Origin of the sequence: Lachnoanaerobaculum sp. Marseille-Q4761 (assembly GCF_017565785.1) — a bacterium.
Classification (GTDB): Bacteria; Bacillota; Clostridia; order Lachnospirales; family Lachnospiraceae; genus Lachnoanaerobaculum.
Genome location: NZ_JAGEKB010000001.1, coordinates 392191 through 414901 on the forward strand (window position 1 = coordinate 392191; position 22711 = coordinate 414901).

Sequence of the window (22711 nt, forward strand, 5' to 3'; positions counted from 1 at the left end):
TCTTATTATAAAACCTTACTTAAAAACAGCTTTAATCTGTCACTCCTTGGATTTGTAAAAAACTCTGAAGGCGCATTTTCCTCTACAAACTCTCCTTCATCAAGGAAAACCACTCTGTTTGCCACCTCTCTTGCAAAGCCCATCTCATGTGTTACCACTACCATTGTCATCTTCTGCTCTGCCAAATCCTTCATAACCGAAAGCACCTCTCCTACCATCTCAGGATCAAGTGCCGAAGTCGGCTCATCAAAGAGCATCACATCGGGCTTCATACAAAGCGCTCTGACTATTGCAACTCTTTGCTGCTGTCCTCCTGAAAGCTTTGCCGGAAACTCATCCGCTCTGTCGGCAAGTCCCACCTTTTCCAACAGGCTCAAAGCATAGGCCTCTGCCTCTTCCCTATCCACATCTTGAAGCTTCATCGGTGCTATAGTGAGGTTTTGTAACACAGTCATATGCGGAAAAAGGTTAAACTGCTGAAAAACCATTCCCATCTTCCTACGATGCAAATCAATATTTACATCCTGCTTACATATATCCGTTCCCTCAAAGAAAATCTCACCGCTGCTTGCTTCTTCAAGTCTGTTTAAACATCTTAGGAAGGTTGATTTGCCCGAGCCCGAAGGTCCTATAAGACATACCACATCTCCTCTGTTTATATTGAGTGAGATATCTTTTAGAACCTGCTTGTCATGAAATTTTTTACTTAAATTTTTTACTTCTATAAGTTTTTTACCTTCCACTTTTAGCCAGACTCCTTTCAAGTAATTTTACCAGATAGCTAAAGAGCATTACCATAATAAGATAAAGAAGAGCAACAGCAAGAAAGGGCATCATTGCCGAATAAGTCCTGCTCCTTATAACATCTCCCGCCTTTGTCAAATCTTCCAGTGCAATATATCCCGCAACCGAGGTTTCTTTCATCAAAACAATGAACTCATTTGCAAGAGTAGGCAATATATTCTTTATAGCCTGCGGCATAATGATAAATATCATTGTTTGTGCATAGTTAAAGCCAAGACTTCTTCCCGCCTCCATCTGTCCCTTAGGTACGGAGTTGATTCCTGAACGAAAGATTTCCGCCTGATATGCACCCGAGTTTATTCCGAAAGCCAGTATTGCCGCAACACTCTTATCAACTCTCATAGAGCTGAATATAACAAAATATATTATAAGCAGCTGTACTACTACAGGTGTACCTCTGATTACAGTGAGGTAAATATTGCAAATAAAATTTAAAAACTTTAATCTCTTTGTATTGTCATATATATTTCTTACAACAGCCACACTAAAACCGAGTACAAATCCAAGTATTACCGCAAAAAAGGTAATCACTAAGGTAACTTCGAGTCCTTTAAATAATGATAACCATCTGTCTTCGGTTATAAAGTTTAAAATAAACTGTGATTTTAATTCCTCAAACATATTATTCTGCCTTAATATATTTTGCTATAATGCTGTCTATTGTTCCGTCAGCCTTTAGCTCTGAAAGTGCCTTGTTTACCCCATCTAAAAGTTCCTTATTTCCCTTTTTGATTGCAATGGCATACTGTTCCTCTGCATATGCTTCATCTAAAATTTTAAGTCCGCTTGTCTCTTCCACAAACTTCTTTGCAACTTCGCTGTCAATAACAACTGCATCTATCTTACCTTGGCTAAGTGCCTGAACCGCATCCATACCCTTTGCATAGCGTTCAACAGTTGCATCCTTTATATCACTTGCCAAAAGATCTCCTGTAGTACCTGTCTGTACTCCGACAGTTTTTCGTTCAAGATCCGCACCTGAAGCAACTTTTGAATCTTCCTTTACTATAATAAGCTGCTTGGATGTGGTATAGGTGTCGGAAAAGTCTACGCTTTGTTTTCTCTCCTCCGTAGCGGATATACCTGCCACTCCCGCATCAGCCTTACCTGATGTTACCTCTAAGATAACAGAATCAAAGGCTATATCCTCTATCTCAAGCTCAAGCCCCATTTTCTTTGCTATTGCATCGGCTATTTCCATATCAATACCTACAATCTTATCTCCCTCATGGTACTCATATGGTGGGAACTCTGCATTTGTTGCCACTACAAGCTTTCCCGACTGTATGGTCTTTACACTGCCGTCTGCATTTTCACTTCCCGGTTTTGTATCGGCGCTCTTTGAACCTCCGCAGGCTGCCAAACTTGCTACCATCAATCCTGTTATAAGTAATGCTAATATTTTTTTCTTCATAAGATCCTCCATCTGTATATTTATCAATTGTTATTGCATAATAATACACTCTTTTTTATAAGAATGCAAGAGTATTTTTAAAATAACACAGGAAAAAGACTCTGATTTTGTATTTTTATAAGGTCAATTGGCTGACCGTCATATTTTATACAAAATTAGAGTCCTTAATACCGGCTTTTTCATACTTTGTAAATGCAATATATTCCATCAGCTATACCGCTGCTGAAGTTAAATATCTTTCCATCTCATTCACGGCATGTATTTCATCATCACCGTCTGCTGATATATATACCTCTTTGCCATCACCAAACTTTAATGTCATCATGCCCATGATACTTTTTGCATTTACCTTCTTAGTACCACTTTCAACATAAATCCTGCTTTCAAACTGGCTGGCCACCTGTACTAGCATAGCTACCGGTCTGGCTTCAGTTTTTGCATTTATTGCAACCTTAACTGACTTCCTAACCATTTTCTCTCCTTACTTGTTCCCTTAGCTGACTCGCGATGTCTGAGAGTTTACGCAACCTATGATTAACCCCACTTTTCCCGAGCTGTGGAATAATCATTTTTCCAAGTTCCACCAATGAAGCATCAGGATTTTCCAGTCTGGCATTGGCTATCGCCTCCAGATTTGATGTCAATTTTTCCAGTCCCATCATCTCTTTAATAAGTTGTATATCCTCAAGTTGAGAAAGTGCTGCCGAAACCGTTTTATTTATATTTGCAGTTTCACAGTTCACTTTCCGATTTACATCGTTTCGCATTCCTTTTAATATTCGAATATTCTCGAAATTCATGAGCGATGTAGGTGCTTCCATCAGACCAAGCGCCAATGAAATTTGATCACTGTCCTTTATATACACTACATAGGCCTTTTTCCTTGCGGTAATTTTTGGCAGGAGAGATAAATCCTCCATAAGTTCCTTTAAAAAAGCCGCATCCTCCATAGACGAACATACAATTTCAAGGTGATAACACTTCTCAGGATCGGTTATTGAACCTGAGGAAAGGAATGCCCCTCTAAAAAAAGCCTTTTTGCAACAGGAATTAAGTAAAACAGTATTACCATCCAGCGGCAAACTATCAATCAACTCTTGATTTTTAAGAAGCTTTATAGCTTTAAGCACCTCTCCGGCTCCCGCACTATCTACGATACTTACGGAATATAGGCGCTTACGCCTTACCAAAGTACTATTGCTTATCACTACATCTGTATTTATATTAAATGTTTTTTTGACTAATGTAAAGTACTTTCTGGCAAGTCCTGAATATTCAGTACTTATTTTTAAAGATATTTCACCATTTTTCGATAAAGAAACTGTACCGATAAAGTAAACAATTGCCAAAATTTCTGCAAGTACACAATGTCTTACAGACGGATTTATCCTTGTAAGTTCATTTTTTACTTCTGAAGAAAATGTCATTTATTCTCCTATCTCTGTGCAATTCGTGAAATATTTTTTCCCATATCTCTATGTTCCAGTCTGACACCTATACCTTCTATCTTATCAAGTCTTTCCTTAAGTGCTGATGCTATAGCCACCGAGCGATGTTGTCCGCCTGTGCATCCTATACCTATTACCAAAGCACTTTTACCCTCGTCTATATATCTGGGTATCAAGAAATTTATCATATCATCCAGCTTATCAAGGAAAATATTTCCGTCATTATTTGAGAAAACATAGTCCGCCACTTCCTTTTCTTCACCGGTTTTTAATCTTAGACCATGGTCATAGAAGGGATTGGGCAAAAATCTGACATCAAATAAAAGGTCCGGATCCTCAGGTATGCCATACATATATCCGAATGAAAGCACCGTAACAAAGAGGTTGTTAAAACTTTTACCCTCTACATAGATTTTCTTTAACTCCTGCTTAAGTTCCTTTGTTAAAAATCTCCCTGTATCAAGTATCCTGTCGGCTCTCTCTCTTAAAAATGCCAGTCTTTCTCTTTCCTGACTTATTCCGTCTATCAGTCTGCCCTCCAATGCAAGAGGATGATTTCTTCTGGTCTCCTTATATCTTTTTATCAAAGTTTCATCATCCGCCTCCAGAAACAGTATTTCCATATTTACTCTTCTGTGGCAAAGCTCATCAAAGACCTCCTGCAAGCCGCTCAGTCCGCTCCTTATATCAATTCCAAGGGCTATGCCGTTCATACCTCTCTCTGATTCGACAGTAAGCTCCACAAAGTTTAAAAGCAGCTCTACAGGTAAATTATCTACACAGTAATACCCGAAATCCTCAAACATCTTTAATGCAACAGTCTTACCCGAACCGGACATCCCTGTTACAATAACTATTTTCATATCAAATCATCCTTACTTCGCATTCCAATTTTACACCGAACTTTTCATATACGACATCTTTGACATGCTTTATCAAGCTTTTGATATCCTCTGATGAAGCATTATCATAATTTATCACAAAACCGCAATGCTTTTGCGATACTGCCGCTCCTCCAAGCTTAAATCCTCTAAGACCTGCATCATCTATAAGCTTTCCCGCAAAATATCCCTCCGGTCTTTTAAAAGTGGAACCGGCACTTGGATATTCAAGTGGCTGTTTTTCCCTTCTTCTATCATTTAAGTCTTCTATTTTAGCTTTTATTTTTTCTTTTTCCCCATGCTCAAGCTTTAATCTTGCCGCAAGTACGATTTCATTATTGGCTAAAATATTACTTTTTCTATAGCCAAGTTCAAGCTCTGAAGCCTCTTTCCACTTTATACCGCCATCCTCAGATAAAATTTTTATCTGATACAGCACATGTGACATTTCTCCGTCATAGGCACCGGCATTCATTACGATTGCACCGCCAAGACTTCCCGGTATTCCACAGGCAAATTCAAATCCTGTAAGAGAGTTCTCCATAGCATAATCACTTATTTTATCAAGTCCTGCTCCCGCACCGGCTTCAATATATACCCCATCATGTACAATAATGTCATTTAAACATTCTGTAGATATAATAACTCCGTCAAAACCTCTGTCATCCGCCAATATATTGCTGCCCTTTCCAAAGATATAATATTTCAAATTTTCTTTTCTTATTATATCCATACAAAGGCAAAGTTGTTCCTCGGTCACGGGAGTCAAAAAGAATTTGCACTCACCCCCTACATGAAAGGTGGTGTGATCCTTTAACAACTCCCCGGTTTTACAATTTTCACCCAGGATGCTTTTAAAATCCATTTGCATCTTATCTCCGCTAATATGTTTAATCTCAATCTTTTCCGGCTATATTTGCCTGTACTCTGTTGTACAATTCCTTTGCCGCATTATATCCCATCTGCTTTTGTCTATGGTTTACAGCCGCTGTTTCAACAATAATTGCCAGATTTCTTCCCGGTCTTACAGGTAATACATGACACACTACCTGATTGCCGAGGTATTCTATATAATTATCCTCAAGTCCAAGTCTGTCATAGTCCTTATTTTGAACCCAATCCTCAAGCTGTATAACCAAATCTATGGACTGTGTATCCTTTACACTGAGAACACCGTATAATGCCTTTACATCTATGATACCTATTCCTCTAAGTTCAATAAAATGCTTTGTTATATCAGGTGCGGTTCCGACAAGAGTCTTTTGTGACACCTTCCTTATCTCCACCACATCATCAGATACAAGTCTGTGCCCTCTTTTTACAAGTTCAAGGGCAGCCTCACTTTTTCCTATTCCGCTGTCTCCTGTTATCAATACACCCTCACCGAATACATCCACCAAAACACCATGTATGGAGATTACCGGAGCCAGTTTTACATTCAGCCATCTTACAAGTTCCGCTGTAACATATGTAGTGGACTGGTCAATACCCAGGCATGGCACTCCATAATGTATACAATAGGAGATCATATCTTCATCAGGCTGTATACCTCTGGCATACAGTATACATGGCACATGATATGAAAGAAGCTTGTCATAGGTCTCCTTCTTTTTCTCATTATCCAGAGTTTTAATATATGCATTCTCCACATTGCCTATTATCTGCACTCTCTCGCAGTCAAAATGATCAAAAAAACCTGCCAGCTGCAATGCCGGTCTGTTTATCTCGGGATGTTTTACAATAATAGACTCCACATCTATTCCCGGTGTGTAATTAGTCAAATTCAATTCATTGATAAGTTCCTTGATTGTTACATTTTCTCCCATTGTACCTCCTATCATAGTTCCCCCTGTTAAACTATCCTAAAAGCTCCAACAATTCTTCTTTTGAAATATTTGCCAAAGATACTCCTTCTTCAAAGTTTAATACCCTGTCAGCCAAGTCTTTCTTTGACTCTTGAAGCTTTACTATTCTTTCCTCTATCGTTCCTTTTGTTATAAGCCTGTATACCGTAACATTGTTTTTTTGTCCGATTCTATGGGCTCTGTCTGTAGCCTGATTCTGCGCCGCAAAATTCCACCATGGATCATAATGAATTACAATATCGGCTCCAACCAGATTTAATCCTGTTCCTCCCGCCTTTAAAGAAATTAAAAATACATTTGTATCATCATTATTAAAATCATTGACCAACTGTATTCTCTTTTCCTTACTTGTAGAACCGGTAATCATATAACTGCTTATATTTTCCTCTTTAAATCTTTTTTCGATAATATCAAGCATTGATGTGAATTGTGAAAATAAGAGTATCTTATGCCCTGCTTCAATACCGCTCTTTACCAGATCCACACAGGTTTCAAGCTTTGCCGCCCCTCCGCTGTAATTTTCAAAAATGAGTCCCGGATCACAGCAAATCTGCCTGAGTTTGGTTATTTCCGACAGTATTATCATCTTTGAACTGTTATACTCTTTATCTCCTTCCACCACCTCTTTTAATCTGCTTAACTCTATATCATATACCAATTGCTGCTCTTTATCAAATCTTGACGTCCTAATCTCTTCAATCTTATCCGGAAGATCCATAGCCACTTCGGATTTTAATCTTCTGAGCACAAAAGGGCTGATCATCTTTGAGAGAAGCTTTGCACTGTTTTCATCACCGTCTTTTACTATACTGTTTTCATATTTACTTCTAAATGAATTATAACTGTATAAAAATCCCGGCATAATATAATCAAATATACTCCAAAGCTCACTCAATCTATTCTCAATCGGTGTTCCCGTCAGAGCAAATTTTACATCAGCTTTCAATGCCTTTACCGCCTTTGCCACTCCGGTATTTTGATTTTTTATAAACTGTGCCTCATCTATTATCTGATGCGAAAACTTTATATCATGATACAAACTTATATCTCTTCTTAAAGTATCATAGGAGCTTATATAAATATCCACACCGTCATGCTCCTCAAGGATTTTTTGTCTTTCTTCCTTACCCGCCGCAAGTACCGATACGGTAAGTATATTTTCAGTATCAAATTTTGATATTTCCTCACTCCAATTATATACTAAAGATGCCGGACATACTATAATTGCTTTTCTCAGTCTGCCGCATTTTTTTGCATCCATCAAAAATGATATAATCTGTAAGGTCTTTCCAAGCCCCATATCATCAGCCAAAATACCTCCAAACCCAAGTTCTTCCACGGATCTTAGCCATTTAAATCCCTCTTTTTGATATTCTCTTAAGATGTTTTTAACCTCAGGAGGTGGAGTAAAGTTCATATTTTTTATATTATCAAATTTTTCAATAAGTTTTGCAAAACTTTCATCTCTTTTTTCCACCAGTTCTTCATGTGCCACCATCATTTCATCAATATAGAGTGAGCGGTATAGCGGAACACAAAGTGCACCGGCTCTTAAATCCTTTGAAGATATCTCCAAAACATTCAGCATCTCATTAAAGTTTTTCAGATAATCCGAGTCCATATCTATAAAGGCACCGCTCTTAAGTCTGTAATATTTTTTCTTTTTTCTATAACTTGTCACTATATTTGCAAGTTCATCCGGACTCATATCCTCAGATAATATTTCCAGCCTTAAAAGATTTGATTTTACGGACACTCCGATTCCTGCCGAAGGTTTTTTATATACTCTGACATTATTAAATGACTCGCTTCCAAGCACCTTGCCATATTTATTTAAAATTTCAATACCTGAAATTTTAAGTTCATACAGTTCATCTTCATTTGATGTGGATAGATAATTCCCTTGAGTATACTGAGGCAAATATCTTTTTAAGATCTCTACAGCTCTTTCTTCCTGCCTTTGATCCCTAAGCAGCTCCTTATCATTTCTATCAAGCACCTTACCTGAGATTACATCCACTTTTCCTCCGCTGTAAAAAGCTTCTGCTCTGCCTATAACCGTATCTTTTTCCATATCAAGATAATAGGTAATATCCGCTTTTTCAGGTACAAACTCTATAGCCTCCGGTGCATTGTCCACAATATCCGCAAACTCTCTTATAGCCGGCAATACATTTGAATAAAATCTTCCGATATTTCTTCTTCCTATGTTTATATCACGGTATCCGTATTCTGAAACTTTTAATGCACTAAAAAATTTTAAAATATTTTCATCACATCTGTTAAAATAATTATCTTTCAGACAATATATATATTTATTTGAATCTAAAAACATAGGAAAATCTATATTCAGATTTATTCCTGCAAACTGCCCTCGGTCATATATCGGATTTATCATTATTCCGATTCTCTCATTATGATCTCTAAGCTCGATTTCTGAAACCTTCTTTTCATAAAATGTTTCGTTGGTCAATTCAATCTTTTCACCTGATAAGAGTTCAAATAATTCATCTATATTGGAGGCATCCACCGGTATTCTTGATGTATTAAGTCTTGTCTTAGGATTGTCAAGCAAACCGTAACTTATTGCAGCCTCTCTGTCCACAATCTCCTCTATAAACTTAATATACTTTATACTGTTCTCTTCAAATGCAGAATATCCAAGTTTTACACTGTCATTTTTCCCCAAAGGATATACATCATTATCTCTGAGTGCACCTACAAAATCCACATATTTTTTTATCTGTACAAACTTTTTTCTACCTATTTTAAATTGAATATATAATCTGTCATCATCCAATATCAGCTTTGGAACTATCTTTACGGCTTCACTGTCATAGACATGCTCCTCATCAAAATATGAAAGCAAACTGTTCCCGAAATAATTTGTTTCATCTCCAAGCTCATGGCTGTCCAGATATGCATTCAATAAAAAAACGGCAGCTACCACATGTTCACAATTTTTCTTATCATTAAAATAGCTGTTAATTCTGTTCTTACCGATACATTTTCTACAACTGCAATATGCACTGCAGAGACTTTCCTTATCAAATTCTATACTGACTTCACAGTCATCATTTGATTCTACTTTTGCAACAGCCTTTCCATATATATCCGACTCATAATCATGATAAAAGCTTGTCCTATAAATGTGATTCTTTCTTTCCTCACTTACATTTTCAAGCTTTATTTTGCCACCCTTTATCAGCTCTCTCGCTTTTTTGGCTACATCTGCAGACATAGAAAGGCTATCTATAATAGCCTCTCCGTTGAAGTATTTATAAATAGCCTTTTTTCCCTCGGTATCTGAGGCGGATATTATATCCGCCTTTATTTTTTTCATATTTTCTTTTTCTTTTTTTAAATCACTTGCCTTTTTCAGATCGTCAAGAAAATGAAAATCCATTTTTATTCCTCGCTCTTTAATATATCAACAGCGGTACTAAGCTGATTATCGGATTCGCTTCCGATTTGTGCTCCCTCATTCAAATCCACTTCCACATCGGGCTTTATTCCAACTTTGTGTAAATCATAGCCTGATGGCGGATAATAATGCTGTGTTGTAATCTTTACTGCCGTACCGTCTCCAAGTGGAAGCACATTTTGTACAATACCCTTGCCAAATGTAGTCTTTCCTACCACCTTGCCCCATTCAAAATCTTTAAATGTTGCTGTGAAAACTTCAGATGCCGATGCCGAATTTTGATTTACAATTACTACCATCGGAATCTTAAGTACATTCTTATCGTCTGAATAATACTTTTCTCCATCACCGTTTTTATCCTCAGTATATAAAATCAGTCCCTCCGGCAAAATATAATCAAGCATGTCAACAACCTGATCAAGCAATCCGCCCGGATTTCCACGAAGATCCACTACAAGCTTTGTCATTCCCTGTGATTTAAGTTCCTCAATATTTGTTTTAAACTGCTCGGATGTAAGTGCATCAAACTGACTTACGGCAATATATCCTATATTGTCCTCCAGCATTTTGCCGGTAACCGTCTGCACCTCTATGGACCTTCTTGTAAGTTCCAATTCTATTTCTTTTCTCTCATCACCTCTGAGAATTGTCATCTTAAAGCTTGAGCCTTCCTCACCTCTTATCTTTGTCTTTACCAGTACATCAAGGTCAGCTCCGGTTATTTCCTCACCGTCTACCTTGTAAATAATATCTCCCGCCATAAGCCCCGCATCTTTTGCAGGACTGTTGTCAAACACATTTACAATGGTAACAATCTTTGTATTCGGATTTTGAGAAACTGTGGCACCTATACCTGAATACTTACCCTCAGTATCCTCATTTAATGCCTTATATTCTTCCTTGGTATAATATAAAGTATAAGGATCACCGAGTCCGTTCATCATACCGGCATAGATACCGTCTTCTACCTTTGACATATCTTCGTCAAATAAAAAATATTCTTCTATAATACTTTGTAAAAGTGTAGTCTTTTCCTCTATTCTATCATAATCAAGCTTGCCGCTTCTCTTGCCCGCAAAGCTTGGCATTATACCTCCACTGCTAAGTACCGCCGAAAAACCTACATATACCAGTACGGCAGAAACCATCATACCAAGCATAAAGCACACAAAACCGTTAATTATCCCTTTTCGTTTCTGTGTTCTTACTTCTCTAAAGCTTGAACCGCCCATATCCTCTCTTCTTTGCTGTCTTTCTTTTATATAGTTTTCAAAGTCGTCATTTTCACGATGTTCAAACATACAAATCCTCCATTCTCTACCTACTACTATATCACACATTAAAAATAAAGGGGAGATATAATACCTCCCCATATTTCAAGCCATCTAAAATTTATATTTTATTTTATCACAAATCAATATCCGAGCTTATCCATATAGGACATATATTTTACAACCATCAATGCAATATTAAAGGTGATGGCATCCTCAAACATTCTAAGGTCAAGTCCTGTACTCTTTTGAAGCTTATCCAAGCGATAAACCAGAGTATTTCTGTGAATAAAGAGCTGTCTGGATGTTTCGGATACATTCAGGCTGTTCTCAAAGAACTTATTAATAGTTGTAAGAGTCTCCTCATCAAGATCCTCCGGATTCTTTCCGTCAAAGATCTCCTTTATAAACATTTTGCAAAGAGGTATAGGCAACTGGTATATAAGTCTTCCTATTCCAAGTCTTGAATATGCTACAATATTTTCTGCGGCATAGAATATCTTACCTACATCAAGAGCCATCTTAGCCTCTTTATAAGACTTTGACACTTCTTTGATTTCATTAACTATAGTACCGTAAGCAACAGTTACATTCAAAATACCGATGGAATTAAGCTCATCTATAACAGATCTGGCTACTCTGTCAAGATCTTCGTATGCAGAGCCTTCCTTCATCTCTTTTACAAGGATGATATCTCTCTCATCAACAGCTGTAACAAAGTCCTTATTTCTGGACGCAAAAAGAGCCTTTACCGCTTCAAGACTGGATACATCTCTCTCATTCTTTGTTTCGATAATATACACTACTCTTCTGACACTGGTCTCAATATGCAATTTCTTTGCTCTATTGTAGATATCCACAAGTAAAAGATTGTCCAGCAAAAGATTCTTTATAAAATTATCCTTATCAAATCTTTCCTTATATGCTATAAGAAGGTTCTCTATCTGGAATGATGCCAACCTTCCCACCATATATGTATCATCTGTAGCTCCCTGCACCAGTAGAACATACTCAAGCTGGTGTTCGTCAAAAATCTTAAAGAATTGGAATCCGCTTATAGCCTGAGAATCCGCCAGCGAATTAGCAAATGTACTTACCTGCATACCATAAGTATCGGCTTCCTCAAAAGTAGTTGCCAAAACCTTACCCTCAACATCACAAACACAAAGCTCTGTTCTCGTAATAACCTTTAAACCATCTATAGTATTTTGAAGAATCTGGTTTGAGATCATATAATTGTCTCCTTTACTCTATTACTTTTCTCTACCATCTCATACAAAAATCCGAATGAGACAGTCATTAATCCGCTGTCAAATTTGACAATGATTAATTGTCTCGTCCAATCCACTCTAAATATCTGATAGCAGATATTAACAACTTTCACATAAATAATAATGCATTATCACGAGTAAATCAATAGTTTAACAATAAATTTTTATTTTTGTTTATGTAATTTTGCCTATACATGGCAGGGCATGCCTGTAATCTATTAAAAATTTACTATATTCATAAAGAAATATGTAAGTTTTCCCTCTACACTATGGATTTTGTCTAAAAACTTTGAAAATTTATTTCACCAAAAAATACATACTCAGCTCTTCCCCTCATATATATTTCATCATTTACAAGACTGATATCCAAATCTCCCCCAAGCAGATGTACTCTGACCAGATTTTTGCAAAGACCTTTCTTCATTGTGGCAAAAGCCGCCGCACAGGCACCTGTTCCACAGGCAAGGGTTTCTCCCGAGCCCCTCTCCCATACTCTCATATGTATGTTTTTCTCATCTTCCACATAAATAAACTCCGAGTTTACCTTATCCGGAAATCTGTTATGTCTTTCATAGTATTCTCCCACAGCTTCAAGATTCATAATCTTAAGTTCATCCAATGAATCCACATAGTATACTGCATGAGGATTTCCCACATCCACTCCGATAAATTCTTTTTCTTCGCCATTTATAGATATCTTTTCAGGAAACTCCGATGTAATAAAGGCTTTTCCCATATTTACATTTATATAGTCTGCCACACCGTCTTTTTCTTCTATTTCAATATATTTAATACCTGCTCCGGTCTCCATTGTAAAATTTTTCGACTTTACATAGCCATGGTCATAAGCATATTTTGCAACACATCTTGAGCCGTTACCGCACATAAGACCTCTGCTGCCGTCAGCATTGTACATATCCATTTTTACATCCGCTATATCTGACGGACATATCAAAATAAGTCCGTCGCTTCCCACACCGAAATGCCTGTCACTTACCTTTATGGCAATTTCTCCGGGGTTTTCTATCTTTTCCTTAAAGCAGTCCACATATACATAATCATTTCCTGCCGCCTGCATTTTTATAAATTTCATATAATTCTCCGTCAATATTTATTCTTTCCCGCCATATAGCAAACAAATCTTTTTTGCCATATTGATAATTGTATCTCCATTTTCCATACTGTTTTTTTGCAAATATTTATGTGCCTCGGGTTCCGTCATCTTTTTATGCTTTATAAGAAGTTCCTTTGCTTTTTGTATTGTCAAAAAATTTCTGTCGCCTCTATCCTGCTGCTTTTTCTTTCTTTTTCTCTCATAATAAAGCCTATCGGATATTTCACCCACTTTTTTCACCAGCTCTACTACTTTAAAAGGCATGGGCAAAAAATTTATATTTTCATCAAAATTTTCACCCAGTTTATTTGGCGAACATACCAGTAAAAGTTCACAGCTTTCATTGATATTATCCCTTAACTCCATATATTGCATATCACTAAGCCGGTAAGCACATATCACAATACCATAATCAATATCATCCGACAGATTTATTGCCTGAGCGCCTGATGCTACCGCTCCTACAATAGAATATCCGTTTCTTACCAAAATAGATCTTAAAATCTTGCTGTCATCGGGATTTGGGAATGCAATGATTATATCTGACATTACTGTCCTTTCTCCTTGACCTAAAACTCTTACTAAAATCCTTGCAAATGTATTTTTATACCATAAAAATCAGACTAATATCTTTCCAGATATTTTTTTATCTCCCAGTCCGTAATAGCATTATTAAATTCATTCCACTCTGTTTTCTTTGCTTTCAAATATTCATTAAATATATGCTCTCCAAGCTTTTCCTTAACAAAGCCCGAGTTTTCAAACTCTTCTATTGCCTCGCTGAGGGTATCGGGAAGTTTTTTTATATTATATAATTTATCGGAATACATATTTTCATTTATAGCATCTTCAAGTTCTAGGGTATTTTCTATTCCGTCCATTATTGCATATATTAACATTGCAATGCAAAGATATGGATTTGTAGCGGAGTCCGGACTTCTAAGCTCCATTCTCATCTGATTGTTTCTTTCCATAGGTATTCTAAGAAGCGCACTTCTGTTGGAATTTGAACTCCATGATACATAGACGGGCGCATCAAAATTCGGTTTTAATCTCTTATATGAATTTACAAGAGGATTATTTATTAATGAAAGTTCTCTTGCATGGGAGAGTATTCCTGCAATAGCAGACTTTGCCCTCGGCATAAGTTTTCCCTCTTTACCTATTATATTTTCTTCATCATCATTTAAAATAGAAATTTTAAAATGCATTCCGCTTCCGTTTTCACTGTCAAAAAGCTTAGGCATAAATGAAGCACTCAGACCATGTCTTTTTGCAAGAGTCTTCACCGCCATTCTGAAGGTTTGAATGGCATCGGCACATTTTATGGCATCCTGATCTGTAAAATCAATCTCATGCTGTGCCTTGGCTATCTCATGATGTGATGCCTTTATCTTTATTCCCATATCTTCAAGATTCAGCACAATATCTCTTCTGATATTCTCAGACATATCAAGAGGTCCTATATCAAAATAGCTTGCCTTCTCCTTTACATTCAGGCTGACCTCACCTGCATCATCGGCATTCAGCAAAAAGAATTCACATTCAGCCTCAATAAAGATATTAAGACCTGCATCCTTTGCCTTCTTTGCCGCATCAAGCAATACCGCCCTCGGATCGGCTGCAAATACACTTCCGTCAGCTCTATGTATATTACAAATAAATCTTGCCACCTTACCCTGTTGCGGTCTCCATGGAAAGATACAAAAGGTTGAAAGATCCGGATGTAAATACAGATCCGAATCCTCTATAGGTGCAAAGCCCTTTACACTTGAACCGTCAAAAAGAATCTTGTTTTCAAGAGCATCCTCAAGCTGCCTTGCAGTTATCGCAATATTTTTTAATGTTCCGAAAATATCGGTAAATTGTAATCTGATAAATTCTACATCTTCCTCTTCAACTATGGCAAAAATCTCTTCCTTTGTCATTTCTCACCTTTTTCTTCAACTTTCTTCAACACCCTTTTAAGTCTGCAAATCGCATCATCTACATCCTTTTTTGAAATAATAAGCGGCGGAACAAATCTTAAAACATTACTTCCTGCATTTATAAGCACCATTTTTTCATCCGTCAATGAAGCTTTTATAATATCCGCTACAGGCATATAAAACTCTACACCAAGTAGCAATCCTCTTCCTCTGACTTCCTTTATATATGGGCATGACACAGCCAACTCTTTTAGTCTGTCTTTTAGATAAGCTCCCACCGTTTTAACATTTTCTATTATGTCATCTTCCTTGAATATATCAAGTACCTTAGACGCAACGGCACATACCAAAGGATTGCCTCCATAGGTGGAACCGTGATCACCGGGCTTTAATACATCATTTGCCTTTCCCGCTGTCAAAAAAGCCCCTATCGGCACACCATTACCAAGTGCCTTTGCCACAGTCATTACATCAGGCTTTATATCATATTCCTGCCATGCAAAAAACTTTCCTGTTCTACCCATTCCGCATTGAATTTCATCCAGTATAAGTATAAGATTATTTTTATCAGCAATCTCCTTAATACCATTTAAAAATTCTTTTGTGGCAGGGTAAACTCCGCCCTCACCCTGTACCGTCTCAAGTATTATAGCACAGGTTTTATCCGTAACAAGATTTTTTACCGACTGAATATCATTATATTTTGCAAATTTTATTCCGGGAAGCAGCGGATTAAAAGCTTCTCTGTAATGCTCATTTCCTGTAACCGAAAGTGCTCCGATACTTCTGCCGTGAAAGCTTCCCTCCATGGCAATTATCTCATTTCTTCCTCCCGTACTTTTGCCATATTTTTTTGCAATCTTTATTGCACCCTCTATCGCCTCAGTGCCTGAATTGGTAAAAAACACCTTTTCCATGCCGCTCACTTCAAGCAGTTTCTGCCCCGCCTCACTCACCGGCTCATTATAAAAATAGTTTGATATATGCCAAAGCTTATCCGCCTGTTTTTTCAGCACTTCATTTAAACCCTTGTAATTATAGCCAAGCCCCTGTACTGCAATCCCCGCAAAAAAGTCAAGATACTCACATCCTTCAGTATCGTAAAGCTTTATACCGTCACCATGGTCAAATACCACCGGATGTCTATTATAGGTTTTTAATAATAAATTTTCTGCAAGGTCTATAGATTTCTTCATTCCCATACTAATCTCCCACTATCATTGTTCCTATGCCCTTATTTGTAAACAATTCAAGTAAGAGGCAATGTGGGATTCTTCCGTCCACTATTGTCACCTTACTTACTCCGTTTTTAACAGCATCTACACAGCTTGTAAGCTTTGGAAGCATGCCTCCGCCCATCTGCCCGGCTTCTATAAGCTCTGTTATTTCACTTACGCTTATTTTTTCTATCAAACTTTCTTTATCATTAAAGTCCTTATATACACCCTCCACATCTGTCAAAAATGCCAGTTTATCTGCCTTTAAAGCCTTTGCAACAGCACATGCCGCATCATCCGCATTTACATTATAACTTGTATAATCCCTGTCAAATCCTACAGGGCATATTACAGGTACAAAATCTTTTTCCAAAAGGTCAAAGATAATATCAGGCTTTACCTCAATTACCTCTCCGACAAACCCGATATCTTCACCGTCAACGTCCTTTTTATGACAATGGAGCAAAGAGCCGTCTTTCCCACTGATACCTACAGCCTTCATTCCCAGCTCCCCAATCATTTGCACCAGTTCCTTATTCACCTTATTTAATACCATTTCCACCACTTCCATAGTTGCATTATCGGTGAATCTGAAACCGTTTACAAAATGAGCTTCTATATTTACCTTTTGAAGCCATTTAGATATTTCTTTTCCTCCTCCATGCACTATAACAGGCTGCAAACCTACCAGCTTCAAAAGTACAATGTCCTGTATTACTTTTTTCTTTAAATCATTTTCAAGCATTGCAGAACCGCCATATTTTACTACAACAATCTTTTTATTAAATGCCTGTATATATGGCAAAGCCTCTATAAGAATCTGTGCCTTCTCAAGTAATTTATCCATAAAACCTCACTATACTATATATTTGCAGTTGATATTTCTTTAATATATCTACTCTCCCTTAAATAAGGTATTTTATTTTCCATCCTGCTTTCCAAACTTTTAAAATTTAAGAATAATCCGTATTCCTAGCTTCTGTAATCAGCATTTATCTTTACATAGTCAAATGTTAAATCACAGCCCCATGCAGTCGCACTGAATTCACCCATATAAAGCTTCACTATGGCTCTTACTTCATTGTCCGAAAGAATCCTTTTGGCATTATCCTCATCAAAATCCACCGACAAACCGTCCTTATATATTAAAATCCTGCCTTTTGAACTTTCAAAATAAAGTTCCATCTTATCCGGATCAAATTTTTCCCCACTGTATCCAAGAGCACAGAGTACTCTGCCCCAGTTTGCATCATGCCCGAATATGGCAGCCTTTGTAAGTGAGGATGTAATGACTGCCTTTGCCAATGTCCTTGCCGCTTCCTTTGTCTTTGCTCCCTCTACAAAAACCTCAAATAATGCGGTTGCGCCCTCTCCGTCTCCTGCAATCATCTTTGAAAGAGAGGTTGTAATATAATTCAAATTACTTTTAAACAAATTATATTCATCACTGTTTTCATCCGTTATCTTCTCATTATCCGCCAGACCGTTGGCAAGTATAATAAGAGAATCATTGGTTGAAGTATCTCCGTCCACACTTACCATATTAAAACTGTCTTCCACATCCTCCCTCAAAGCCTTTAATAAGAGTTCCTTTGAAATATTTATATCGGTAGTTATAAAGCCGAGCATTGTACACATATTGGGATGTATCATACCTGAACCCTTGCACATTGCACCCATCCTGACAATCTTACCTCCTGTTTCAAATTCAATTGCTATCTCTTTTGAAACAGTGTCCGTAGTCATTATCGCCATGGCTGCTTCACTTGCATTTCTTTCACTCTGCTTTAAAGACTTTGAAAGTGCCTCTATACCTTTACCAATCTTATCTATTGGAAGCTGCCACCCTATTACTCCCGTAGATGCAAGAAGAATGGAATTTTCATTCACTCCAAGCTCATTTGCCGCCTTTATCGCACTCTGCTTACAACATTCCATCCCCATATCCTTTGTACAGGCATTGGCAATACCGGAGTTTATAATTATGGCATTTACAAAATTATCACTGTCTGTAATTTTTTTATCCCAAAGTACAGGTGCAGCCTTTATAAGATTTGTAGTATAAACTCCTGCAGCTATAGCAGGAGTTTTTGAGAAAATCATAGCCATATCATTTCTGTTCTTATATTTTATATTTGCCTTTACGGCACTTACCATAAAACCTTTAGGAGCACATATTCCACCATTTATTATCTTCATAATCCTCTCCTTGTCTTTGTATTGCTGTAAACTCTCGTAAGTTTAAGTACCGGATTTACACCACCTACTTACGTTTTATTCCATATTATCTTTTATGCCACCGTATCGGATATATTTCTCGCATTAAGTATCAGTTCATAGCTGTTTATTTCGGTATTTAACTTCCAATTCTGATTTTTCCAAAAAAGATTTCCCGAATAATTTTTCTTAAATGCCACCAAAGTCACCTTACTTATCCCCTCAAACTTTAACCTTTTTATAGCTTCATCAACCATCTTTTGCGCTATATTTAATCCTCTGTATTTTTCATCCACACATACATGATAAAATGTCGCCTGTCTGCCGTCATGACCTGAAAGTATACTTCCGACTATATGATTATCCTTTATTGCCACTACACTAAGACCTTCATTTCTTTTCAAGAATTTTTCTATATGTTCAAAATCATCATCCACAGACCTGATTCTAAACCCCTTTATGTTTTTCCACAAAAGCATAACGCCGTCATAATCATCTATATTCATTGTCCTTATTTTTATATTGATATCGGTAAGTTTTTTAATCCACATTCTTCCTCCAATCCAAACATCAGATTCATATTCTGTATTGCCTGTCCGGCTGCCCCCTTTATAAGATTGTCAATAGCGGCTGTTATTATAATCCTCTTCGTTCTCTTATCTATCACATAAGCTATATCCACCAGATTACTGCCCCTCACAAATCTCGGCTCCGCATTTTCATTTTTCCTAAGCAGCCTTATAAATTTCTCCTTACCATATTCCTGTTCATAGACATTATTCACATCTTCCCAATCGATATCCTTCTTAAAAGAAGCATATGCAGTCACCAAAATCCCCCTCATCATAGGAATAAGATGCGGTGTGAAACTTATAACCACAGGAGTATCTGCCACCTTGCCAAGCTGTTCTTCTATCTCCGGAGTGTGTCTGTGATTTCCTATACCATAAGCCTTTATATTCTCATTTACCTCACAAAAAATATTATCAAGCTTTGCATTCCTTCCTGCACCCGAAGTACCTGATTTTGCATCTATTATGATACTTTTTTCATCTATCAGCTTATGCTTAAGAAGCGGGTATAAAGAAAGTATGGAGCATGTCGGATAACATCCCGGATTTGCAATAAGTCTTGATTCTTTTATCTGTTCACGGTAAAGCTCCGGTAAGCCATATACCGATTTTTCTATAAAATCTTTTGCCCTATGCTCTATCTTGTACCATTTTTCATAAACCTTCACATCTTTAATTCTAAAATCTGCGGATAAGTCTATTACCTTAGAATTTAACAGCACTTCCTCATTTATATTCTCCGAAAGAAAACCCTGAGGTGTGGCTGTAAATATAATGTCGGCTTTTTTAGACAGCTCAAGTATATCATCATTTTCGCAAATATCATCTGTATATTTATACACACCTCTAAATATATCGCAATATTTTTTGCCTGCAAAACTTTTAGAGCCGTATCCAACTATCTCACAATCATCTCTTTGCAACAACAATCTTACAAGCTCTGCACCTGCATATCCGGTTGCACCTATAATACCTGCCTTTATCATAAAACACCCCATCCTTTCTTTCTATTATTTATCTCTCTTTTATAAATTCATAATTATACACTTTTTATGAATAAAATCAAGGGTTTATAAATATTTTTCTTCACACAAAAATAGCCGGGTAGCTTTATACAATCGCTACTCGACTATTCCGGGTTATATATTCACTGAGTTTTTATAATGTTCTTTTACCTATACCTACGCACTTAAGCCACCTACCTGCTCTTTTACTTTTGTTCATTTAGGTACTTTTCAAACTTGGACACACTTATGTTTGCTCTTTTTGCCGCTTCCTCTATAGATATTATTCCGTCCTTAACAAGGGTAAGCAATATATTTATTGCACCTTCTTTTCTTCCTTCTTTTATCCACACATCTTTAGATTCTTCTTCAAATATTTCATATATTTCTTTCATTGTGTCTGTCATCTTATTACCCTCCTTAACATATTTAAAATCATATTTCATCTTGGATGTTATAGGAAGCTTCATACCTGCTCTTCTACTTTTGTCCATTTAGGTACTTTTCAAACTTGGACACACTTATGTTTGCTCTTTTTGCCGCTTCCTCTATAGATATTATTCCGTCTTTAACAAGAGTAAGCAATATATTTATTGCACCTTCTTTTCTTCCTTCTTTTCTTCCTTCTTTTCTTCCTTCTTTTCTTCCTTCTTTTATCCACACATCTTTAGATTCTTCTTCAAATATTTCATATATTTCTTTCATTGCGTCTGTCATCTTATTACCCTCCTTAACATATTTAAAATCATATTTCATCTTGGATGTTACAGGAAAATTATTACTGTAACAATCATCCTTTGTGAAAACCCTCATAAGTTCAGATAATTCACTGCCATCATTTATATTCGCACTGATATAGATTTCTTTAAGTCCATTATCAACTTCTGTGTTACTTCCGTCTATCACCCTTTTTATCAAATATAAACTCTTGTTTTCCCTAAAAATATCAAAATTACAGATATATATCATGCAAACCTCAGGTACATTATCAAAGTTTTCTCCCTTTTTCATTAAACTTGTGGTAAGTACACTGCTATAATAACGTACCCGCTTTTGATGATTTACATTATCAGCATTTTGAACCTCAATATTAACCCGCTTCCCGTCCCTTAGTTCACAATAAGCATCCAGTATAACCGAACGTCTATCTATATTAGTTATAGCATATTGTGACTTATTATTTAATACTTTCAGATAAGAATCCTGCAAAAATACCCTTAATATTTCTTCACAAAACTCTTTATTCTCAGCCATCTTTCTAAATATTATATCATCAATGGGATTTAGCTTTTTAATATACTCTTTGAATTTTTCTATAGATCTTTCAGACATAAACCTCCTTAATAAATAGAATTTTATTATTTGCTTTAGAAAATATAAGAAATGTAGAGATAAGACTACCGAAAACAATTAACTGTATTTATTATAATAAATATTATTGATTAAAGCAATATGACTCAGAACTTAAATTCTTACTATTTTTATATTAGTCAAAAGGTTTATTTTATCAAAATACTTTTTTATCAATTAAGCAATATTTTTAATATAAAAGCCTCAATAAATATATATCTAAAAACGTCACTTCGTTTCTATGCATTATGTTCAAAGAGTTTTCGTTTATATGCACAATATTTCATCATATTTTTGTGCCAAATGCCGAAATTGCTCCAAATACAACGGAGCGTTGTATTGACTATTGCCAAATATTCTCCTCTTAGTATAATAGAGCCATCAAATCTTTTTCATGATGTTTGATTTGATATCTTATATTCTATGGAAAGTGCACTTTCTATTCCAGGTTTTCTAAAAATTCTAAAAAGTTCTAAACATCATGTACAAATCGGTGCACCGATTGAGCTTTCCCTCATATATAGCTCGGCAGATAGTAGCCTTACTATTCTGCCGGGCTATACTCCTTTATGCTTTGGAATTTTTCATTTTCTCTAATATATTTCTCATAACTCCCCTCTATATGCAAAAGTAAAAAATTCAAAAATTTCTTCCATCTCGAACAAACAAATTATTTTTCTTCCATCCTGCCCCATTTCCCCACAATATGCTTCTCACCCTTCGTTCTCTTAAATATTTTCAAACAAAACTTTAATCAAAATATTTCTTCTTTTTAGCCATAATAGTTTAAATATATTTATACCCGATCCGTGTAAATTTAGGATGCAAATATCGCCAATAACGATATAACCAAAAATGTAAGCTTATTTTTAGGCATTGTATCTATATGACTTTCGTTTATATGCACAATATTTCATTATATTTTTATACC

Annotated in this window: 21 protein-coding genes; all 21 read right to left on the minus strand. The window is 36.4% G+C overall.

The features are described 5' to 3' along the window. Positions 1 to 5 precede the first annotated feature (5 nt). The 21 genes from J4O15_RS01815 to J4O15_RS01915 all read right to left on the minus strand — a co-directional run bounded on the left by J4O15_RS01815 (position 6) and on the right by J4O15_RS01915 (position 21762). On the minus strand, positions 6 to 743 hold the full coding sequence (locus J4O15_RS01815) for an amino acid ABC transporter ATP-binding protein (protein WP_208099465.1): 738 nt from the start codon (positions 741 to 743) through the stop codon (positions 6 to 8). Further along, a complete protein-coding gene (locus tag J4O15_RS01820) occupies positions 733 to 1425 on the minus strand; it encodes an amino acid ABC transporter permease (protein ID WP_208099466.1) in 693 nt (230 codons plus the stop codon). The genes J4O15_RS01815 and J4O15_RS01820 overlap by 11 nt, the downstream gene beginning before the upstream one ends. Position 1426: 1 nt before the next feature. Then, positions 1427 to 2218, minus strand: a complete 792-nt coding sequence (locus tag J4O15_RS01825) for a basic amino acid ABC transporter substrate-binding protein (RefSeq protein ID WP_208099467.1) — start codon at positions 2216 to 2218, stop codon at positions 1427 to 1429. A 211-nt stretch (positions 2219 to 2429) separates the two neighbouring features. Then, on the minus strand, positions 2430 to 2690 hold the full coding sequence (locus J4O15_RS01830) for an HPr family phosphocarrier protein (RefSeq protein WP_009219882.1): 261 nt from the start codon (positions 2688 to 2690) through the stop codon (positions 2430 to 2432). Continuing rightward, entirely contained in the window at positions 2683 to 3645 is a 963-nt protein-coding gene (whiA, locus tag J4O15_RS01835) for a DNA-binding protein WhiA (protein WP_208099468.1), read from the minus strand. The genes J4O15_RS01830 and whiA overlap by 8 nt, the downstream gene beginning before the upstream one ends. Positions 3646 to 3653: 8 nt before the next feature. Further along, positions 3654 to 4529, minus strand: coding sequence for an RNase adapter RapZ (rapZ, locus tag J4O15_RS01840; RefSeq protein ID WP_009219884.1), 876 nt, complete (start codon positions 4527 to 4529; stop codon positions 3654 to 3656). Position 4530: 1 nt separating this feature from the next. Continuing rightward, the gene (gene murB, locus J4O15_RS01845) at positions 4531 to 5412 is read right to left on the minus strand and encodes a UDP-N-acetylmuramate dehydrogenase (protein WP_208099469.1); all 882 of its coding nucleotides are present in this window, start codon (positions 5410 to 5412) and stop codon (positions 4531 to 4533) included. A 31-nt stretch (positions 5413 to 5443) separates the two neighbouring features. Continuing rightward, positions 5444 to 6373 carry an HPr(Ser) kinase/phosphatase gene (gene hprK / locus J4O15_RS01850; RefSeq protein WP_208100254.1) on the minus strand — a complete coding sequence of 310 codons (930 nt, stop codon included), beginning with the start codon at positions 6371 to 6373 and terminating at the stop codon, positions 5444 to 5446. A 31-nt stretch (positions 6374 to 6404) separates the two neighbouring features. Beyond that, the gene (locus J4O15_RS01855; protein ID WP_208099470.1) at positions 6405 to 9818 is read right to left on the minus strand and encodes a DEAD/DEAH box helicase; all 3414 of its coding nucleotides are present in this window, start codon (positions 9816 to 9818) and stop codon (positions 6405 to 6407) included. 2 nt (positions 9819 to 9820) lie between these two features. Further along, positions 9821 to 11137, minus strand: a complete 1317-nt coding sequence (locus J4O15_RS01860; protein WP_208099471.1) for a S41 family peptidase — start codon at positions 11135 to 11137, stop codon at positions 9821 to 9823. 113 nt (positions 11138 to 11250) lie between these two features. Then, positions 11251 to 12339, minus strand: coding sequence for a PucR family transcriptional regulator (locus J4O15_RS01865; protein WP_208099472.1), 1089 nt, complete (start codon positions 12337 to 12339; stop codon positions 11251 to 11253). 319 nt (positions 12340 to 12658) lie between these two features. Continuing rightward, complete coding sequence (gene dapF / locus J4O15_RS01870) at positions 12659 to 13471, minus strand: diaminopimelate epimerase (protein ID WP_208099473.1); 813 nt, start codon at positions 13469 to 13471, stop codon at positions 12659 to 12661. Between the two features lie 18 nt (positions 13472 to 13489). Beyond that, entirely contained in the window at positions 13490 to 14041 is a 552-nt protein-coding gene (locus J4O15_RS01875) for an ANTAR domain-containing response regulator (RefSeq protein WP_208099474.1), read from the minus strand. A 74-nt stretch (positions 14042 to 14115) separates the two neighbouring features. After that, complete coding sequence (gene glnA, locus J4O15_RS01880; RefSeq protein ID WP_208099475.1) at positions 14116 to 15420, minus strand: type I glutamate--ammonia ligase; 1305 nt, start codon at positions 15418 to 15420, stop codon at positions 14116 to 14118. Then, entirely contained in the window at positions 15417 to 16622 is a 1206-nt protein-coding gene (locus J4O15_RS01885; RefSeq protein WP_208099476.1) for an aspartate aminotransferase family protein, read from the minus strand. Before J4O15_RS01885 ends, glnA begins: the two co-directional genes overlap by 4 nt. Position 16623: 1 nt before the next feature. Then, positions 16624 to 17484, minus strand: coding sequence for an acetylglutamate kinase (gene argB / locus J4O15_RS01890; protein WP_208099477.1), 861 nt, complete (start codon positions 17482 to 17484; stop codon positions 16624 to 16626). A gap of 125 nt (positions 17485 to 17609) precedes the next feature. Continuing rightward, positions 17610 to 18836 (minus strand): bifunctional ornithine acetyltransferase/N-acetylglutamate synthase, encoded by a 1227-nt coding sequence (gene argJ, locus J4O15_RS01895; RefSeq protein WP_208099478.1) that lies wholly within the window; start codon positions 18834 to 18836, stop codon positions 17610 to 17612. A 92-nt stretch (positions 18837 to 18928) separates the two neighbouring features. Continuing rightward, positions 18929 to 19405: a GNAT family N-acetyltransferase gene (locus J4O15_RS01900; RefSeq protein WP_208099479.1), complete on the minus strand. Its 477-nt coding sequence runs from the start codon at positions 19403 to 19405 to the stop codon at positions 18929 to 18931. After that, a complete protein-coding gene (gene argC / locus J4O15_RS01905; protein WP_208099480.1) occupies positions 19372 to 20412 on the minus strand; it encodes an N-acetyl-gamma-glutamyl-phosphate reductase in 1041 nt (346 codons plus the stop codon). Before argC ends, J4O15_RS01900 begins: the two co-directional genes overlap by 34 nt. Positions 20413 to 20636: 224 nt before the next feature. After that, a complete protein-coding gene (locus tag J4O15_RS01910) occupies positions 20637 to 20924 on the minus strand; it encodes a hypothetical protein (protein WP_243761926.1) in 288 nt (95 codons plus the stop codon). Beyond that, positions 20911 to 21762 (minus strand): Rpn family recombination-promoting nuclease/putative transposase, encoded by an 852-nt coding sequence (locus J4O15_RS01915; RefSeq protein WP_208099481.1) that lies wholly within the window; start codon positions 21760 to 21762, stop codon positions 20911 to 20913. Before J4O15_RS01915 ends, J4O15_RS01910 begins: the two co-directional genes overlap by 14 nt. Positions 21763 to 22711: the final 949 nt, after the last annotated feature.

Bases quoted from the DNA above. Each gene is read 5' to 3' on its own strand.
- rapZ (WP_009219884.1), bottom strand. From the start codon at position 4,529: ATGAAAATAGTTATTGTAACAGGGATGTCCGGTTCGGGTAAGACTGTT.
- J4O15_RS01885 (WP_208099476.1), bottom strand. From the start codon at position 16,622: ATGGGAATGAAGAAATCTATAGACCTTGCAGAAAATTTATTATTAAAA.
- argC (WP_208099480.1), bottom strand. From the start codon at position 20,412: ATGATAAAGGCAGGTATTATAGGTGCAACCGGATATGCAGGTGCAGAG.
- hprK (WP_208100254.1), bottom strand. From the start codon at position 6,373: ATGGGAGAAAATGTAACAATCAAGGAACTTATCAATGAATTGAATTTG.
- J4O15_RS01860 (WP_208099471.1), bottom strand. From the start codon at position 11,137: ATGTTTGAACATCGTGAAAATGACGACTTTGAAAACTATATAAAAGAA.
- J4O15_RS01865 (WP_208099472.1), bottom strand. From the start codon at position 12,339: ATGATCTCAAACCAGATTCTTCAAAATACTATAGATGGTTTAAAGGTT.
- J4O15_RS01875 (WP_208099474.1), bottom strand. From the start codon at position 14,041: ATGTCAGATATAATCATTGCATTCCCAAATCCCGATGACAGCAAGATT.
- J4O15_RS01910 (WP_243761926.1), bottom strand. From the start codon at position 20,924: ATGGACAAAAGTAGAAGAGCAGGTATGAAGCTTCCTATAACATCCAAG.
- glnA (WP_208099475.1), bottom strand. From the start codon at position 15,420: ATGACAAAGGAAGAGATTTTTGCCATAGTTGAAGAGGAAGATGTAGAA.
- argB (WP_208099477.1), bottom strand. From the start codon at position 17,484: ATGGATAAATTACTTGAGAAGGCACAGATTCTTATAGAGGCTTTGCCA.
- J4O15_RS01900 (WP_208099479.1), bottom strand. From the start codon at position 19,405: ATGTGGATTAAAAAACTTACCGATATCAATATAAAAATAAGGACAATG.
- J4O15_RS01915 (WP_208099481.1), bottom strand. From the start codon at position 21,762: ATGTCTGAAAGATCTATAGAAAAATTCAAAGAGTATATTAAAAAGCTA.
- J4O15_RS01820 (WP_208099466.1), bottom strand. From the start codon at position 1,425: ATGTTTGAGGAATTAAAATCACAGTTTATTTTAAACTTTATAACCGAA.
- J4O15_RS01825 (WP_208099467.1), bottom strand. From the start codon at position 2,218: ATGAAGAAAAAAATATTAGCATTACTTATAACAGGATTGATGGTAGCA.
- murB (WP_208099469.1), bottom strand. From the start codon at position 5,412: ATGGATTTTAAAAGCATCCTGGGTGAAAATTGTAAAACCGGGGAGTTG.
- whiA (WP_208099468.1), bottom strand. From the start codon at position 3,645: ATGACATTTTCTTCAGAAGTAAAAAATGAACTTACAAGGATAAATCCG.
- J4O15_RS01855 (WP_208099470.1), bottom strand. From the start codon at position 9,818: ATGGATTTTCATTTTCTTGACGATCTGAAAAAGGCAAGTGATTTAAAA.
- J4O15_RS01830 (WP_009219882.1), bottom strand. From the start codon at position 2,690: ATGGTTAGGAAGTCAGTTAAGGTTGCAATAAATGCAAAAACTGAAGCC.
- dapF (WP_208099473.1), bottom strand. From the start codon at position 13,471: ATGAAATTTATAAAAATGCAGGCGGCAGGAAATGATTATGTATATGTG.
- argJ (WP_208099478.1), bottom strand. From the start codon at position 18,836: ATGAAGATAATAAATGGTGGAATATGTGCTCCTAAAGGTTTTATGGTA.